Annotated in this window: 18 protein-coding genes; all 18 read right to left on the bottom strand. The window is 63.1% G+C overall.

What is annotated here, in order from left to right; translation table 11 throughout:
* Positions 1 to 6 precede the first annotated feature (6 nt).
* On the bottom strand, positions 7 to 2,211 hold the full coding sequence (locus AB3X08_RS16640; RefSeq protein WP_369933923.1) for a hypothetical protein: 2,205 nt from the start codon (positions 2,209 to 2,211) through the stop codon (positions 7 to 9).
* Complete coding sequence (locus tag AB3X08_RS16635) at positions 2,211 to 2,627, bottom strand: hypothetical protein (RefSeq protein ID WP_369933922.1); 417 nt, start codon at positions 2,625 to 2,627, stop codon at positions 2,211 to 2,213. Before AB3X08_RS16635 ends, AB3X08_RS16640 begins: the two co-directional genes overlap by 1 nt.
* A 28-nt stretch (positions 2,628 to 2,655) precedes the next feature.
* Positions 2,656 to 3,117: a hypothetical protein gene (locus AB3X08_RS16630; protein ID WP_369933921.1), complete on the bottom strand. Its 462-nt coding sequence runs from the start codon at positions 3,115 to 3,117 to the stop codon at positions 2,656 to 2,658.
* Positions 3,114 to 5,234, bottom strand: a complete 2,121-nt coding sequence (locus AB3X08_RS16625) for a hypothetical protein (RefSeq protein WP_369933920.1) — start codon at positions 5,232 to 5,234, stop codon at positions 3,114 to 3,116. Before AB3X08_RS16625 ends, AB3X08_RS16630 begins: the two co-directional genes overlap by 4 nt.
* A complete protein-coding gene (locus tag AB3X08_RS16620) occupies positions 5,231 to 5,824 on the bottom strand; it encodes a hypothetical protein (protein ID WP_369933919.1) in 594 nt (197 codons plus the stop codon). Before AB3X08_RS16620 ends, AB3X08_RS16625 begins: the two co-directional genes overlap by 4 nt.
* Before the next feature lie 64 nt (positions 5,825 to 5,888).
* The gene (locus tag AB3X08_RS16615; RefSeq protein WP_369933918.1) at positions 5,889 to 6,839 is read right to left on the bottom strand and encodes a hypothetical protein; all 951 of its coding nucleotides are present in this window, start codon (positions 6,837 to 6,839) and stop codon (positions 5,889 to 5,891) included.
* Positions 6,840 to 6,913: 74 nt separating this feature from the next.
* Positions 6,914 to 7,660, bottom strand: a complete 747-nt coding sequence (locus AB3X08_RS16610; protein ID WP_369933917.1) for a capsid assembly protein — start codon at positions 7,658 to 7,660, stop codon at positions 6,914 to 6,916.
* Positions 7,657 to 7,884 carry a hypothetical protein gene (locus tag AB3X08_RS16605; protein WP_369933916.1) on the bottom strand — a complete coding sequence of 76 codons (228 nt, stop codon included), beginning with the start codon at positions 7,882 to 7,884 and terminating at the stop codon, positions 7,657 to 7,659. The genes AB3X08_RS16610 and AB3X08_RS16605 overlap by 4 nt, the downstream gene beginning before the upstream one ends.
* Complete coding sequence (locus AB3X08_RS16600) at positions 7,884 to 9,455, bottom strand: portal protein (RefSeq protein ID WP_369933915.1); 1,572 nt, start codon at positions 9,453 to 9,455, stop codon at positions 7,884 to 7,886. The genes AB3X08_RS16605 and AB3X08_RS16600 overlap by 1 nt, the downstream gene beginning before the upstream one ends.
* 162 nt (positions 9,456 to 9,617) lie before the next feature.
* On the bottom strand, positions 9,618 to 9,800 hold the full coding sequence (locus AB3X08_RS16595) for a hypothetical protein (RefSeq protein ID WP_369933914.1): 183 nt from the start codon (positions 9,798 to 9,800) through the stop codon (positions 9,618 to 9,620).
* Between the two features lie 70 nt (positions 9,801 to 9,870).
* Positions 9,871 to 10,446 (bottom strand): adenylate kinase, encoded by a 576-nt coding sequence (locus AB3X08_RS16590; RefSeq protein ID WP_369933913.1) that lies wholly within the window; start codon positions 10,444 to 10,446, stop codon positions 9,871 to 9,873.
* Between the two features lie 112 nt (positions 10,447 to 10,558).
* The gene (locus AB3X08_RS16585; RefSeq protein ID WP_369933912.1) at positions 10,559 to 10,747 is read right to left on the bottom strand and encodes a hypothetical protein; all 189 of its coding nucleotides are present in this window, start codon (positions 10,745 to 10,747) and stop codon (positions 10,559 to 10,561) included.
* Positions 10,735 to 11,544: a phage exonuclease gene (locus AB3X08_RS16580; RefSeq protein WP_369933911.1), complete on the bottom strand. Its 810-nt coding sequence runs from the start codon at positions 11,542 to 11,544 to the stop codon at positions 10,735 to 10,737. Before AB3X08_RS16580 ends, AB3X08_RS16585 begins: the two co-directional genes overlap by 13 nt.
* 217 nt (positions 11,545 to 11,761) lie before the next feature.
* Positions 11,762 to 11,989, bottom strand: coding sequence for a hypothetical protein (locus AB3X08_RS16575; RefSeq protein WP_369933910.1), 228 nt, complete (start codon positions 11,987 to 11,989; stop codon positions 11,762 to 11,764).
* Positions 11,986 to 12,240: a hypothetical protein gene (locus tag AB3X08_RS16570; RefSeq protein WP_369933909.1), complete on the bottom strand. Its 255-nt coding sequence runs from the start codon at positions 12,238 to 12,240 to the stop codon at positions 11,986 to 11,988. The genes AB3X08_RS16575 and AB3X08_RS16570 overlap by 4 nt, the downstream gene beginning before the upstream one ends.
* Positions 12,241 to 12,832: 592 nt before the next feature.
* A complete protein-coding gene (locus AB3X08_RS16565) occupies positions 12,833 to 14,746 on the bottom strand; it encodes a DNA polymerase (RefSeq protein ID WP_369933908.1) in 1,914 nt (637 codons plus the stop codon).
* Positions 14,727 to 15,347, bottom strand: coding sequence for a hypothetical protein (locus AB3X08_RS16560; protein ID WP_369933907.1), 621 nt, complete (start codon positions 15,345 to 15,347; stop codon positions 14,727 to 14,729). Before AB3X08_RS16560 ends, AB3X08_RS16565 begins: the two co-directional genes overlap by 20 nt.
* The gene (locus tag AB3X08_RS16555) at positions 15,344 to 15,589 is read right to left on the bottom strand and encodes a hypothetical protein (protein ID WP_369933906.1); all 246 of its coding nucleotides are present in this window, start codon (positions 15,587 to 15,589) and stop codon (positions 15,344 to 15,346) included. The genes AB3X08_RS16560 and AB3X08_RS16555 overlap by 4 nt, the downstream gene beginning before the upstream one ends.
* Between the last annotated feature and the right edge of the window lie 71 nt (positions 15,590 to 15,660).

Raw genomic sequence — 15,660 nt, 5'->3', positions numbered from 1 at the left:
CAGTTCCTAGTCCTTGAAGGTTGAGAGGTAGTCCAACAAGTCGGTGCTCGCAGGACGTTCGGCTTGGTTGAACTCCGGCGCCTTGTCCCCGAGTTTCTGCACAGACGGCTTGCGGGTCGGGTCGCCCTTGGCGGTGCGTTGGGCGACGGCCGCAGCTGGGTCTATGCCGAAGACGGTGTTCTTCGGCTTATGCTCTTGGTCAAAGCGCGCTTGCTTCTCAGCTTCGTCTCGCTGCCACTGCTGGACTCGGGCGGCGGTCTGCCTGGGATCGAACACGACCGGGCGCGGTACTTTGTCCTTGCTCATGATCGGCATGCCGTCAGAGCCTTGGTCGCCGCGCAGCAAAATGAACACATTGGGATCGTCCTGGGCCGGGGCTGCGTACACCTTGTCCACTGCAGTGGACGGAATGATCCCTTGGCGAACTGCCTCCTGGGCCGCGCGCTTCACGAAAAGATCAACGCCAGGCTCTGCGCCGGAGCGCATGCCGCCACGAGCAACCCATCGACCGTTGACCTTTGTCATATCGCCTTTGACACGTGCGAACGCTGCCGAAATTGCAACTTCAGGCGGTGCCATCGGATTGCGCATAGCGAGACGTGTGGCCTCATTCTGCACGCGGGCCTGCATCCACGGCGGTAGCGGAGTTCCGTCGGGCATCTCGTCGGTCTTCTTGAAGAACGCCGTCGCAGCGCGGCCGATGCGTGTGGATACCTCGCTGCGAACCGCTTTCTGTTCGGGCCGCTGGATCGCCGCCAAGGCTTCCTGGTCGCTCATCCCGAACGTCGCTCTGTTCTCGTGGTACTCCTGGAACAGGACAGCGTTGTCGTCTGACACGTAGCGGGCCGCAACGATGGGATCAACGTCGGCGATGGCTTTGTATGTGGCGTAGTTTTGCGTCAGGTTGCCGGCGGTGGTCCGTCCGATCAGGTCTTTTAGGGCAGGGATGACCACCCCGTACTTGGTGTATCTCGCGATCACTCCAGCCTGCGCCTTGGGGTCGCCGCTCTTGACGGCAGCGGTCCACTCAGCGCCCGCGGACTTCTCCAGTCGCGCGGTTTCCAGCGTCAGTCCGTTGCCGGCGTTGAGCGTGGCGATGACCTCGCGGTGGCGCGCGGCTTCCTTGGCTTCCTGCTCCAGGCGGCGAATGCCGGCCTGGTTCTGGTCGATCCAGTGGCGGACGAAGGAGAGACGGTCGGTGCCGACCAGGCCCAGGCGGCCTGCGGTGGCGTTGATCTTCGCGTCGGAAAGTCGCCCGTAACTGGCCGCCGCCTGATACTCCGACTCGAAGCTAGCCTGGATTGTGGCCTGTTTCTCTTCGTAAGCCTTGCGCTGGATCGCCGCGCCGGCCTTCGCTGCGGTGGTGAATTGGTCTGCCCAAGAGGAGCCATTTTTGTTCTTGCGATCCCATAGCGGGACGCTCTCGCCGTCGCTGGTCTGCTTCAGGGCCTCGGTGGCCGAGGTGACATCGACCTCGCCCGACTGGATCAGGTCCACATAGGCGGCCGAGATGATGTCGTCGGCGTCGTCGTGGTCGAGGTAGGCGAACTGCTCAGTGTTGAGCATCTCGCGGAACTTCGTGCGGCCTTCCGGCGAGCGGAGCGAACCATCCTGCACCCACGTGCGGGCCAGGCTCGTCATGTTCTCCGATTGGCGTTCCAGCAGTTCAGCGACCTCAGACTTCGCGTGGACCTGAAGGACCTGTTCGCGCATCTGCTGGATGGCGGGCTGGAGCTGCGCCATGACCTGGGGGTCTTGGAACTCCTTCTGCTTCAGCAGGCCGCCCATCGTTTGCTCGATGATCGGTTGCGGGTCGTCGCCAGGTTCCATCTGCGCAAGCTGCTTGGTCAGCGACAGGCGTGTTTCGGACAGTCTGTTGGCCGCTTCGGACACGTAGTAGCCGCGGCGGAATGCCGGGGTGTAGCTAGACAGCGCGTCTTTCGACTGCGCGGCAGTGCCCTCGACGGTCTCCTGCGTGCGCTTTGCCTGACCGGCGACGCTGTCCTCTCGGTTCTGCTGTACGGCGCGCTGCTGGACCACGCCGTTGGCGGCAGCGGACAGGCGCCCGAGCACGCTTGCAGTGACCTGCGAGACTGCCGAGTAGCTCTGTGCTTCGGCACCGCTCGTCTGGACCTGGTACTGCTCAGGTGCGGTCGCGCGGGTCTCGGCTACCGCGCGGCGTTGGATGCCACGCGAATTCGAACGGGGCATCAGGTGTCTCCTCGCTTCTTGATTTGGTAATTGCCGTAGGCGCTGGATGCACCACCCGCCAGCGACGTGGCGGCGCCGCCAATGGTCTCGGCCTTGTTCACGCGCGCGCGCGCCTGGGCGTCAATGCTCGCTGTCTCGACGCCGCGCTTGCGGTTGTCTTCGACTATCGCCACGTCGCGCCCGGCCTGGGCTTGGATGTCCGAGTCGATGGCCATAAGCGAGTTGCCGCCCACTGCCGCCTCTGCTGCCGATGCGCGCGCCGTTGCACGCAATGCGCGCATCTCGGCCATGCGGTTGTTGGTATCGACCTGGGCCTTCGAGTCGATCTGCTTCTGCTCGTTGTCCATCTGCTTCTGGATGGCCTTGGCCTGCTGCTTGCCCTGGTAGACAGCAGTGCCTGCGCCGATGATCGCCATTGCAATGGGGACCGAGAAGGTGCCGCCGTCACACATGGCCGGCCCTGTAGAAGTAGCGGAAGGGGACCTGCGAGGGGCCGTAGGGCAGCGGCTCGGAGAAGTTGAATCCCAGCGCGGCCAACCAGCGCTTCGACGGCTCATTCGAGTCGTCCACGAAGTTGTGCAGCACGGAGAACTCGTCACACCAGCCGTCCACAATCCGCTGCCCCTCGGTAAGCATGAGTCGCGGGATGGTGCTCAGGGCGTCGGTACCCAGCAGCCACACTGTGGCGCCTAGTCCGCCCGGATAGGAGACGCCGAAGATGCCCTCCGGGTGCCCATCCAGGACGATGCAGAACACGGCGTCTGCGTCATCGCATGAGCGCAGCAAAGCTTGATGTGGAGTGTCGCCGCACGCGGCGGCGACCTCCAGAACGTCGGCGTCCCGCATACGAGCGGCGACGCTCAGGATGTCCCCCGAGGTCGGCGGACGGTATTCGAGAACGGTCAAACGGTGCTCCTTGAAGAGAACAGTGCGCGGTACTGCGCGGATTGGAACCAGCACTGGAACGGCAGACGGTTTTTGATGACGATGCGGCAGTTGTCCGCTCGTGCTTGGACAGGAAACCGTCGCTCGCCGGAGTGGAACGTCGGGGTTCCGGTGCGGAACAAAGCGTCGCCTATAACCACACCAGTCATCAGGCCAGCGTTGGATGCCAGGTAGGACTGCGGGTCGCGCTCGCGGCCGCGGGTGATGACCTCAACCTCGAAGAACGCGGCGTCTTTGTATGCCACAGTTATGTCGCGGATCTGCAGGCGGCCGACCAGGACCGAGTTGTTCCTGCCGTCGCGCAGATAGGCCCGCGATGGCTCCACGGAGAAGTCGTAGTTCTGGCCCACAGCCAGGCGCCCCTCCGCCAGGTTGCCTTGAAAGCGGATGCCCATGCCGCCGTTGATGAGCGCGGCGCCCGTCATGTCCAGCAGCTCGCCCGGCTGCGCCCAGTCATCGGTCTTTGCGATGGTCAGGCCCGCTAGACTTGCGAGGGTGTACGGGAGGTTGATGTCGGTGTAGTTGCCGAAGGCGTAATAGCTCGGCTGCAGCACAGCCATGCGGTCCAGCAGGAACGAATACGCCTTTGCGAAGTCGCCGTCTTCCTGGATCAAGGACAGCGACAGCTTCAGCAGTTCGACGCCGCCGCCGGGCGACTGGGCCACGACGAACACGTCATCGGCGACCGCATGGATGTGGACTACACGGCCGACGCCGGAAATGTCCCAGCGCGACCAGGAGGACTGCGACTTCTCGTCGCCGGACCAGCGGACGAAGTACGCGTAGAGCTGCGATGGAGAATCGACAGGCGCGACCAGGAGGCAGTCGGCGCCGGGCACGGCGGCCATCGACCGGAGCTTGCCGGACACGAGCCGCGGTACGTGCGCAGTCACGTCAGCTGCGTCGCCCGTAATCGACACGTCGTTGACGAAGTATTCCCGGATCGCCGTGTAGGCACCCGAGTCGGACGCGAAGTACAGGGTGTCACCCAGCAGCTGCGGGCGCACGTAGAGCGAGCACTCGTAGTTGACCAGCTCGTTCACTGTTGGAGTCTTCGGGGTCAGCATCGGGTCGGCGGTCATCTGGAAGTTGGACCTGTCGCCAAACAGCAGGAGCGCCGATTGGTACGGCACGCCGAACTGAAGCTGCGCCACGCCGCGGGAGTTGACCGCGAAGTCCACGACATCGCTGTCGAGGAGCTGCTGGGTGGTGGTACGCCAGAAGTTGAACGGGTGATCAATCTCCGACATGCAACAGTTCTCCGTGGACAGCACGCCGAAGCGGCCGCGGTGGAAGAACACGTCGCGGATCTTCTCGTCCACGAAGCTCGGAGGACCGATGGTGGTGTCGTCACCTGCGAGGCGCTTGTCCCAATCCATCGGGCCGAAGCTGAAGACCAAGCCATCCCCGTGGGTCACATCGGGGATGCGCTTAAGCAGGTGCGGCATCGTGGTCTTGTCGAACGTGTTGAGCGCACCGGGACGGGCTATCTCTTGCCACACGCCCTTGCCGGCACGCTGGACGACGAAGTTGTCGGCGTTGTTGCCGTTGGCTCCCATGACTTCGTAGATGACCCCATTGGGGACCACAACGTTCTTTTCAGGCTTGGGTAGATCAGTGAAGACCTGGACGCTGCCGGTGATCCGACCAGGCGCCTTTTCAGCGCTCATCTTGACGGTGACCTGAGTGTTCACCACGAAGGTGGTGTCGGCCTGGGTGCAGGCGCGGAACACGGACCAAGGTTGCTTGTCTGTGGTCAGGTATGCGGCCGAGCCTTCAGCCATTAGCACGTCGTACTCGTAGCCGGTCTCGTGATCGAACACGCGGACTCTGCCATTTTCGACGACCACCAGGTACTGCTCAGCCTGGTCGCGGACGATAGAGTGGAAGTGCGCCATGTGATCGATGTCGTTGCCCAGGACCTTGAGAAACTGAGCTGCCGGGCGCTTGCCGGTGCCCATCGCGGCGTGGAGCCAGGCGTTGTGGGCATCGGCGACTTGTGTTGCGTTGCGGACGGATGCGTCTTGCTGGGAGACACCGCCCAAGAAGGACGGATAGGTTCCGGTTTCGAGACTCAAGTGCGGGTTGCGATGGCGGAGGTGTCGGTGTCGTCGTTGAGGAAGTTGGCGCCGGCTGCGAACTCGAAGTCGAAGGCTTCGTCCTTCAGGAGCGCGAGGGCGGCGTCCTCGTGGTCTTCGGTGAATCCGTTGAGGGACTCGCTGCCAAGCACGTTCTTCTGGAAGATGCGCGCCGCGCGGATGGCGATGTATCGGCGTACCGTCTCTGGCAGCAGCTCGTAGTCATAGAACCACACGACCTTGGCGGTCGGTGCAGCAGCGGCCTCGAACACGTCCGTCGCATTGGAAAGGTCGTAGAGGAAGCCGTTGCGGTGGGTGATGCGTGCGGCACCTCGGCCGGTCGGCCGGATGCTCAGAATTTGGTTGACCAGCAGAGCCTTGCCCTCAGTGTTGAGGACGAAGGTGTAGCTGTCGTCGGTATTGAACCACCAGGCGGCGCTTTGTACTTCGCGCGATACGCCGCGAAGGGTGCGGATGGCGATGGCAACGTCGGTGTTGCCCACGGCCTCCAGCTCGCTTACGGGCTGCTCACCGATCACGCCGAGCATCTCGTTAACGGCGTCAAGCTCGGTGGTAGGGGTCAGGTCCATGCGGTTCTCAGGAAGTGAAAAAAAACCGGAGGCCCCTGTTGAGAGGCCCCCGGTTGGTGGTCGATTACTTGGTGGACAGCTCGACAGCGCCGTCGCCACGCAGTTCACCGTGGCCCAGCGCGTACTTCGACAGCATCAGGGTGCCCTGCTTGTTGCCCTGGTACACGTCCTCGACAGACAGGCCCAGGAGCTGCAGGGTTCCGACCGCCGAGCGGTGGAAGATGACGCCAGCAGTGCCGCTGTAGTCGCCGCGGTACTTGGCCTGCAGCGAAGCATCGGCGGTCTCGTCGGTCCCCGGCAGAGCGTTGACCTTCAGCAGCGGGATACGAGCGATCGATGCGATCACGGCATCGTTGTAGCTGCCCTTCGACTCGGTGTTGATGTCCCGGTCGATCAGGTCCTTGTTCTCCGTCAACAAGTAGTACTGGGCCGGGCGCAGCGCGCCAGTGAACTCGGCGCTGTTCTCGCTCACGCCCTTCTCGTCGAAGTTCTGGCGAGCCGCACGGAACGCCTTGGCGATCACGACCGGGTCGGTCAGCATCGCGGCGTTGACGATACGCAGGCCGCCTGGCTGGCCGTCAACCACCGACTCGGTGATCCGGGCTGCACGGATGGCGCAACGCAGCTCGTTCTTCATGCGCTGCAGTGCAAGCTCGGCGCCCTGCAAACGGGTGTACTCGCCGCGCACATCGAAGTGATTCATGGCCTCGTCGATGTTGGCGATGAATACGTCGGAGATAAGCATCGGGTCGAGCGTCAGGATGCGCTCGTTGTGGTCCACGGTCGAGCCGAGGATGTCGGTGCCCGGCACGTGGTAGCGCGAGCCGACCTTGCCGATTGCCGGGAACGATGCGGACTTGCCGGCCTGGATCGTGCGCGTCATAACGCGACCCTCCAGCTTGTAGTTTTCCACGAACGAGGAATCGACCTCGGCGGTGTAGTTCTTGACGAACAACGCCCATTCGTCGCCCTGCTTGTTGATCTGACCCAGGCGGCTCGGGATGGAATCGGTCATTTAGTTTCCTTTGGGAATAGGTGTGCGCCGCCCTGGTCATTGACGAGGGCGGCGCGAAATGGGTTTGGGGCGGATCAGTAGAGGCTGGAGACGCGCAGGCGAGCCATGTGGGCGTCGCGGTACGCTGGGTCGGTGCGGTACTTCGGGTTGCGGATCGCTTCCTGTACTTCAGCGCGAGAGGCGTAGGGCTTGACGCCATCGGCTGCGCCAGCCTTGCCGGTCAGCAGGGTAGGGGTGCCCTGCTTCGCTTGCGCGGCCAGGCCGGCGACTGCCAGCTTGGCACGGGCGGCGTCGCCCGATGTCACTGCTGAATTGAAGGCGTCGATGTCGGCGTCCTCAAGATTCTTACCGGCCCACTGCAGAAGCTTGGTGTAACCGTCCTTGCCCCCAGCGGGGGCGAAGATGCTTGCCTCGTAGGTGGCCTGTCGAGCCTTCAGACCGTCCAGGTAGACCTCGACGAGGTCCTTCTGGAAGCCGGCCTTCTCCAGGGACGCGAAGCTCTCCGCGGAGATGGTGCCGGTCTCGGCGAACTCCTTGGTGAACACGGTCTGATCCAGGCCGGCGGCCTTCAGTGCGTCGGCAGCGGCTTCGTCGGTGGTGGCCGATTCGTCGCCCTTGTCTTCGGCACCTGCGGATGCCTCTTCTTCCTTCTTCGCGGTCAGGCCGGAATTGCCGGTCGGCTCGACCTGCGTGGCCTTGAGTGCGGCGTGGGCAGCGACCAGCTCCTCGACGGAGGAGTAGCCCCCGAACTGATTTGCGGTCCCGGTCTGCTCGCCCGCGCCGGACATGGCGTCTTGGCCTTCGGTTACAGCGTCGGTCACTTGGCGGCCCCCACGGCGTTGTAGTGAATGGTGCCGTCAACGAATTCGGTCACCACGACGGCGCCCTTGCGGGTCACCACGGGGAACGACTTGCGCTTCGGGTTCTCTTTCGGCGCTTCAGGTGCAACGGCCGGAGCCGTGTTGGTTTCAACCGCCGGTGCCTCGGAGGCAACGGTAGTGGTCGCCACGTCTGCGGCTGCGGGCGCGGTCTTTGCTTTCGGCATTACTGCTCCATATTCGGAGGCCCGCCTGCCATCGCTCCGTTCACCATGTTCGGTGCGGCGCGCACAGCGGCCTCTTGCATTGCGGATGCCTGGTCGTTCTGCTGGACCGTCTCGGGGTCATGGACCAGGCCCTTGGTGGAAATGTCAGCGGCTGCGCCCAGGCGGGACAGCCATTCGCCCCAGTCGATACGCCGGCCTGCTTCCGATTCGCCCATTACGCCTTTGGCGGTCTCGCCAAATTCGACTAGCTTCTGGAAGTCGTGGCCGCGGCCGAGTGCGGCAACGCCTACGGTGATGCGCGGTTTGATGAGTCCGTCTGGCAGTTCAGGGATTGCCCCGTTCTTCTGCAGGCGGAACAAGATGCGGCGCACCAGGGGGTGCATCAGTTCTGGACCGAGGATCGAGTAGACGCCCGCTCGGTTGTCTTCGAGAACACGGGCGAGATACTGAATCTCTTCTCGGGTCACTCGGTCGCCGCTCCGCTGGATAGCGGTGCCCACGCCGAACACCAGCTCCAGGTTGCGGGCGGTGCTGTCGGCTTCGCTGCGGACGAATGAGAGGTCCTGCAGCTTGTTCTCCAGGCCCAGCAGGGACACGTCGTTCTTGTCGCCGCGGACGAATGCGCCAGACTCAGCCTTGGTTAGCTGTTCCGGCTTCATCGGAGAGGTAGGTTTCAGGAAGAAGAGTATCTTCGCTGCTGCTGCAGCGCCCTTGCGGAGCGCCTTTCGGAGCGCCTCAAGAGTTTCGAACTCGCCGCGGTAGTCTTCGATCAGGCCGCGGCCGTAGTCTTCAGAGGTCGGTCGGGGGATCGATAGCGGAATCCACGGCGGAGCGTCGATTGGATACGTGCCATCGGAGCCGGTGATGATTTCACCCTCGACCTCTTGGTAGCACAGCCAGTTCTCGTTGTTCTCGTCGCGGTACACACGGGTGTAAAGCTCGGTGTCCTCCGACAGCTTCTTCTGCCGCTCGGTCTCTGACAGCTTGCCCAGGATCGACTCACGGACTTCTGCCGGCAGTAGCTGCACGGCGATCATGTCGATGGTGACGATTTCCAGGACGTTGCCCAAGCCATCGCGGTCCGCGACGTAGGAGGTCAACGGGTAGAGCTTGCCGGGGCCTTCGTCGGGCACATACAGCAGCCAGTTGCCGATCACGGCGGAGTGCTTGAAGCCCTCCGCCAAGACCGAGCGAAGCTGTGCGCCGGCTTCGATTTCGTCCATCACGGCGCGCTCGATTTCCGAGAGCGCCGATTCAAGTTCCCCCTTCTGGATGCCGGCTTCTTGCATGAGCTTGTCCGATTCGGACAGGTCAGGCTTCAGGGTGAACGGTGTGATGTTGGGCGGCAGGACGGCCAGCAGCAGCGCATTGGCTACGGCGTTGGTGCATCGGGCACCTGTGCCCTGCACGGGCGTGGTAAAGGTCTGTGACTTCTGCTTGGGGTCAACGAAAAGGGACGGGATGGTGACTTTGGCGCACGCTTTGGCGCGGGTCTCGGCGTCGTTTCGGTTGGTCTTGAGCGTGTCGTAGCGTTCCTTTGCGGAAACGGCGATCTTGGCGGCGTCAGCCACGCGGAATGGTCAGTCCTTGGTAGAGCTGGGAGTTCAGGTCGGTGCGCAGGCCGGACTTCTTCCGGGCTTGAGCCGACTGCGAGGCTCCAGCGCCGTCACGTGCCGTGACCAGGATGTCCGGAGTCTCCGTCTTGGTCTCCTTCACCTTGGGGGAGCTGCACATCAGCGGCCGCCTCGGGCGTCTTCGTGTTCCTGCTCGCGCGCGGCCAGCAGTCGGAGGATCAGGCGCCGTTCGCCCGACTTGAGCAGGAACTCCTCGCGGGGAAGTTCCGGGTCGAACACGACCTCGGGGTAGACGCGCGCCAGTTCGTCTATCAGCTCGTCGGCGGTTAGCGGGATATTCATGGGTTCTCTTGGTGAACTTGATGGACACTAAAATTGGGAAAACCCGTGGGTTTTCCCTCTAGAGGCAGGGTTAATTCGCCAAGCCGAGCGCGTAGATTTCGAGGTCTCGCAGCGATCCGTCGTTGGGGATTACGCTGTCCACGCAACCAGATGCCAGCGGCCTCTCGCTGGAGTGCGTAGTAACTGCAGCCACGTCAGGGCGCTCCACCACGACCACTTCGCCTCCCATACCCCGGACCAGCATCGCCTCGTTCTCAAAGCGGATATCGGGGATCACCACGCCCGTTGCGCCAGCGGCATCGGCCGCTTCGATCCGGCGACGAGCCACCTTGAGCCACAGGTCCCGGTCGATCATGTCGCGACCCCACTCTGTGCCTACGGTCTGCATCAAGCGACGCGGGGAGGTCCCGCCCAGCCACTGCAGCGGGGCTTCTTTCATAGGACCTGCGGTCAGCTCATCCATGCTTAGGCCGGTGATATCCGAGACGAAGCGGCGCAGCGGATCTGCGAGCGCAACGCGCACGAATCCATGGTTCGCTACCAGGTATCCGGCGAGAGTGTCTTTGCCGGAACCTGCCTTGCCCGCTATCCCGATGATCTTCATACGGCCCACTCTGGGAAACAGCGCGAGTTGGCGGTCGGACATCAGGTGAGCTTCTGCAGCAGGCGGTAGACGAGGCAGATGACTCCGACCCAGAAGCCCGCGGTTAGCGTGATGCCGATGGCGTAAAGGGCGAAATAAGCTGCGAGTAGGCGCTTCACGAGAGCCACCCCGCAAGCAGCCAGCACACGGCCAACGCCGCGGCTGCGTCGAGCCAGTTCAGGCGGAGATAGTCCGCCATCCACGGACGGCGGCGGACGGCCAAAATGGTCGCCCCCCAGGCCACTGTGTTGAACGAGAGGACCAGCCACGACAGGCCGGTCAAGAACAGGATCAGGGTTGCCATAATTTCACCTTGTTGGTTTTGTAGTTGATGTCGCCGTGACGCAGGATTCGCGCGAGGCGTGCTTGAACTAGAGCGGCGTCGGCCGTCAGTTCCTTCTTCTCGTAGACCGTCACGATGGCCTTCCAGAGCGCCTGCAGGTGCTCTTGGGGGGAGCACTCGCGGTACTCCTCGTGGACCGGCATGAGGGCCTCGTCAGCACGCTTGGCGCCGATGCCCGGACAGCCGGGGTAGTTGTCGGTCGTGTCGCCCATGAGGGTCTGCTTCATCCAGAACAGATCCGCGTCGTGCTGCGAAATAGTCCGCACGCCGAGGTCGGGCTTGTTCGGGTTGTAGAGCCGACAGGGAATCGTCTGCAGGTCCTTGTCGATCGACACGACGATGCGGGGGCCGGGGCACCGCTTCGGTGCCGGATGGGTCGCCAGGGTGCCGAGGATGTCGTCGCCCTCCAGGGCGTAACGCTTGACGATTTTGTCGGCGAACTCTTCGTGGATGAACTCGTCCAGGGCATGCCACAGAACAGGCTTAGTCTTTTGGTGGCGGGCTTGCTTGTACGTTGGGTCAACGTCTTTGCGGAAGTTGTGCTCAGGGCACGAAAGCGGGAGCACGTAGTCGCTGGCCTTGAACTTCTCGACCAGCTCGGCGATGTACTCGGCTACTTCGACCTTCGCCTTCTCAGGCTGATAGACCTCCATTGTTTCGCCGTCGCCATCCCAGTCGATGGACTTCGTGTTTTTGAAGGCCATGTAGTAGCGAAGCACGTCGGCGTCGATCAGGAGGATCGGCCGGGCACGGATCACCGCTGGCCCTCAAGTGTCAGGGCCAGGCCGCCCTCCAAGTACCCGACGACGACAGGCGGCGGACAGTCGGCGATGTTTGCCCATGCCTCGGCGACCGCGTCTTGCCCAGCGCGCTCAAGGTCCGACCATGTCTGGATGGAGAATGCATCGGAGTGGAAGAGGAAGGCGCTCTTACCAGGAAAACTGCACACCGCAGTGAATAAGAGTAGCCGCTCCCTCACGCCAAGTCCTCGTGGACCGCCACGACACAGCGGCGGCCTACCTGGCGGATGACGTAGGTATGGACCTTGGCGATCACCCGCTCCGGCGCCGTCGAATTCGACGCGCAGAGGCCCAGTTCGGGGGACTCCGCAACGCGGAAGGTGCCCATGTACTCGGCGATGTGGCGCTTCTCGCCGTCGGCGGGGCCGCCCACGAAGTGGACGAGGGTTGTCTTGCTGCTCATCGCTTGCCCTCCTGGAGGCGCTTGATGGATTCCTTGTCGGCGTTGCAGCGCGCAAGGGCATCCTCGGCGTTGCCGCCGAAGTGGTAGAGGTCGTAGGTGGTGGATGCGGGATCGGCCATCACCGCGTCGAGAGACGCGTGTTCGCCGTCAATGACGCACGGCTGGAGGTACGGCTCGATCAGCGAAGTGGGCGTTGCGCAGCTCGTCAGGAATGCGCTGGTGCAGATAGCCAGCGACAACAGGCGTTTCATTGGATGCGGTCTCCACGGAACGATTCACGGCGGCGCGTGAGTCACGGATTGATTTGTCGAGGGAGGCGCGGAGGACGGCCTCCTTCTGGAGTGCATCCACCGACTTCTTGAGGTCTTCGTATTCGCGTGCGGTCCCCTCAAGGGAGGTGACGCGCTCCGTCATGGAGCGGTAGGACCACACGGCGTACCCGCCAGCGCCGAGCGCGACGAGTAACAGCAGGCCGGCGAGGGCCTGGAGTAGTAGCTTCGGGTTCACTTGGGGGCGTTGCTCAGGTGTTCTCCTGGTAGAAACAAGCCACCTGCAATAGCTCTGCTGGTGTGGCGTCGGACTTGATCTGGTTGGCCCGGCTAGAGATGACGCGGACATTGCCGCGCACGTATCCAAGCTCAGGCGTGATGCGATCCAGGGTGGGGGAGTTCGGCCCCTGCGCTCGCCGACCGGAAGCCCGGTACAGCGGAATGCCCAGGGCGGGGCAGAAGCGGGGGACATTGATGTCCTCGACGATCAGGTCGAAGGGGAGGCCGCGCTTCTGCGCCCGCCGCCTAGCGCAGCGCAAGAGAACACCCGCTGGATCGTAGGTGCGTCGTTTCGTCAGTGGGTTTCTGCCCAGTTGTTGCCGATCTTGTACTCGCCATCGAGTGGGCAGCGGAAACCGAAGTAGTCACCTGCAGCACGGATGGAGGCTACGGCGGTCTGCCCCACGAAATCGGCCTTGTCCTCGTCCACCTCGATCTGCCACTCGTCGTGGATGTTGCCGACGAACTCGTAGTGCACGCCCGGAACCATGCCGGCTTCCTGCAGTCGCGTGTCGAGGATGTGGAGGGCCTTCTTCATGACCAGGGCACCGGCTGACTGCAGCAGCGTGTTCAGTGCTGCGTGGTCGCTGCGGATGTGCAGCTTTCGGCCGTCGAGGCCGATCAGGTAGCCCTTGGTCTTGGCCCGCTTCTTGACACCCTTCACCAGCTTGGCGAGCGCCGGCAGTCCTTCCAGGAACTTCTGCTTCAGCTCCTTGCCGGCCTTGCGGCCTTTGCCGATGATCGACCCAATCTTTTCGTCGCCCGCCCCGTAGAGGAAGGCGTAGATGAAGGTCTTGGCGTTGTCACGCGTGGGCAGTCCAGCCGCGTTCTGATTGACCGCGTGGATGTCGCCTTCCAGCAGCACCCTTGCGTAGGCGCCGTCGTCGAATGCGGCCATGAAGTGAGCCAGGCAGCGCAACTCCAGGCCCGATGCGTCGGCGCCCACCAACTTCTTGCCCTTCGGCACATGGAACAGCTCGCGGCACTCATAGCCCCAGCCGCCTGGCTCGCCGAACAGGATGCCGTCTTTGCTCTTCTGGACCTTCGGGACCTGGGCCATGTTCGGGCCGGAGTGCGTCATGCGTCCGGTGACCGCAGCGTTCTGGTTTACTCGGCCGTGTATGCGGCCATCCTGCTTGACCTGTGCGATCCATGCTTCGGACTTCTTTTGAGACTTGCTTGGGGTGCCGTCCTTCTTGAGCTTCGGCGGCGGCTCGGCCAGCTGCCCTGCGCGCTTCGTTACTGTGAGGTAGCGCAGCAACATGGGAATCTCTGGGTACTTGAGGTGCCCGAGCGTTTCTTCGTCGATCTTCGGCCGGCCCTCTGGCGTGAACACCATAGGCTTCCAGCCGTGCAACGCTTTTAGGCGCTTCGCGATGTGGTCGCGTGAGCCTGCGTTGAACACGAACGACTTGAACTTCTCCTGTGGCACACCTTTGACGTAGCCGAGCTTTGCGTTGTTGACTTTCGGGACGAACATGCCAAGGCTTTCACGCCAAGGCTGGAACACCCGCGACAGCTCGTCGGTGAGCCGCGCCTTGCTGGTGAGGAACTCGCGCTGCAGCTTGTCGGCCTTCTTCTGGTCGAACAGGAACCCATAGGCGGTCTGGCGCTGGAGGATCGGCGCGATGGCGTGCTCCAGATCAATCGCTTCTTGCGACAGTCCCTTGGTCATCTGCAGGGCAAAGAGCTTCTGCGTGACGCGCACGTCTTGGTCGCAGTAGTCGTCCATCTCTTGGTTCCAGGCCGCCCACGGGTCGAGACCCTTGGCCTTCATGGACGCGGAGTAGTCGCCCTTCCATTCACCGAGGCGGTAGCCCCAGGCTTCCAGCGAGTGCCGGCCGATGAACTGGCCGGGCAGCTTGCCGGGGTTCTTCTTGGCTGCATTGAAGTCTCGGTCGCGAAGATCCGGCCATAGCAGGGTGGACAGCAGCATCGTGTCCAGCGCTCGTTTGACCTTGAAGCCTGGATAGAGCTTCTGGATGGCCGGGATGTCGAAGTTGATGATGTTGTGGCCGATCACCACCTCCGCTTCTTCCAGCAGCTTTAACGCTTGCTCGATAGTCAGCTCGCCGTTTACGCGGTTGGCTGACAACACCTCGCCCACCGGCACACCCTCCGGAGTTACTTCTTGGAGGGAGATGCAGTGGATCGTGTTGAGTTCGTCGAGTAGCCCGTTGGTTTCGTTGTCAAATACCAGCCAGGCCATCGGAGCCGATACCTCGCGCTGCTTTGGGGTAGCTCTTCAGCAGTTGCTTGATGCGCTCAAAACACGGCAGCGGAACGTCGACCGGTCGGTGAGACAGGTCTTCGTCGAGACCCAGGTCCAGGCGGTAGCCGTATCCCTTGTAGCGTTGCATCCGGGCGTAGGTGCGTTCGTCGCCGTTGTTGTTCATGACGACTAGGCGCTTGGCTTTGGCGTCGGATGCGGCGTCAGGGTGCTCAGAGGAGAGGGGGACGAGACCTTCCAACCAGGCCGCGAACATGCAGCAGCGGAAGTCGAAGGAATCTCGGTGGCCTTGCGGCGTGTCGAAGTGGAAGCCGACCAAGTTGAACAGACGGCCGGTGCTCAGGTCATGGAACTGCGAGGTCCCCGGAGGAGCCACCAGCTCCATGTAGCGGTCACCCTGCTGCGAGAACGCAGCGAAGGCGATCAGGTAGTCCTGGTATGACCGGAAGAACAGGTCGTAGTCCTTCGCGTCGGTGCCATCGTAGTACGAACGAAGGGCGCCCCCACCGAGGATGGCGACGCCCCGCGCCGCATCCGGGATGTCCAGGAAGATGCCCGCGATGTAGGCGCCGTAGGTCATTCGATGATGCCCGAGATGCGCGTGGCGACGCGTCGCGCGCGGCCCGCGTGGATGCGGCACTTCACGGCCGACTGGACCAGCGCCGCCGCTTTCTTCTCGGCGAGGGCGGCACGGTCCTGCAACTTGCGTTCGGCGGCGTCCAGCTTGCCCAGGGTGCGGTCCAGGTCAGCGACGATGGCGTCCACGCTCGGAGCCGGCGTCAGGAAGGCGTGCAGGGCGAGGCAGATGTTCTTGAAGCTCATTCGGGTATTTCCTCAACGTGGATATGGACGCGCACTCGCCGTGCCGGCTTCCCGTATCGGGAGACCGCCGT

The sequence above is a fragment of the Xanthomonas sp. DAR 34887 genome (assembly GCF_041245805.1).
Lineage (GTDB): Bacteria > Pseudomonadota > Gammaproteobacteria > Xanthomonadales > Xanthomonadaceae > Xanthomonas_A > Xanthomonas_A tesorieronis.
This window is presented reverse-complemented; position numbering and strand designations above follow the sequence as displayed.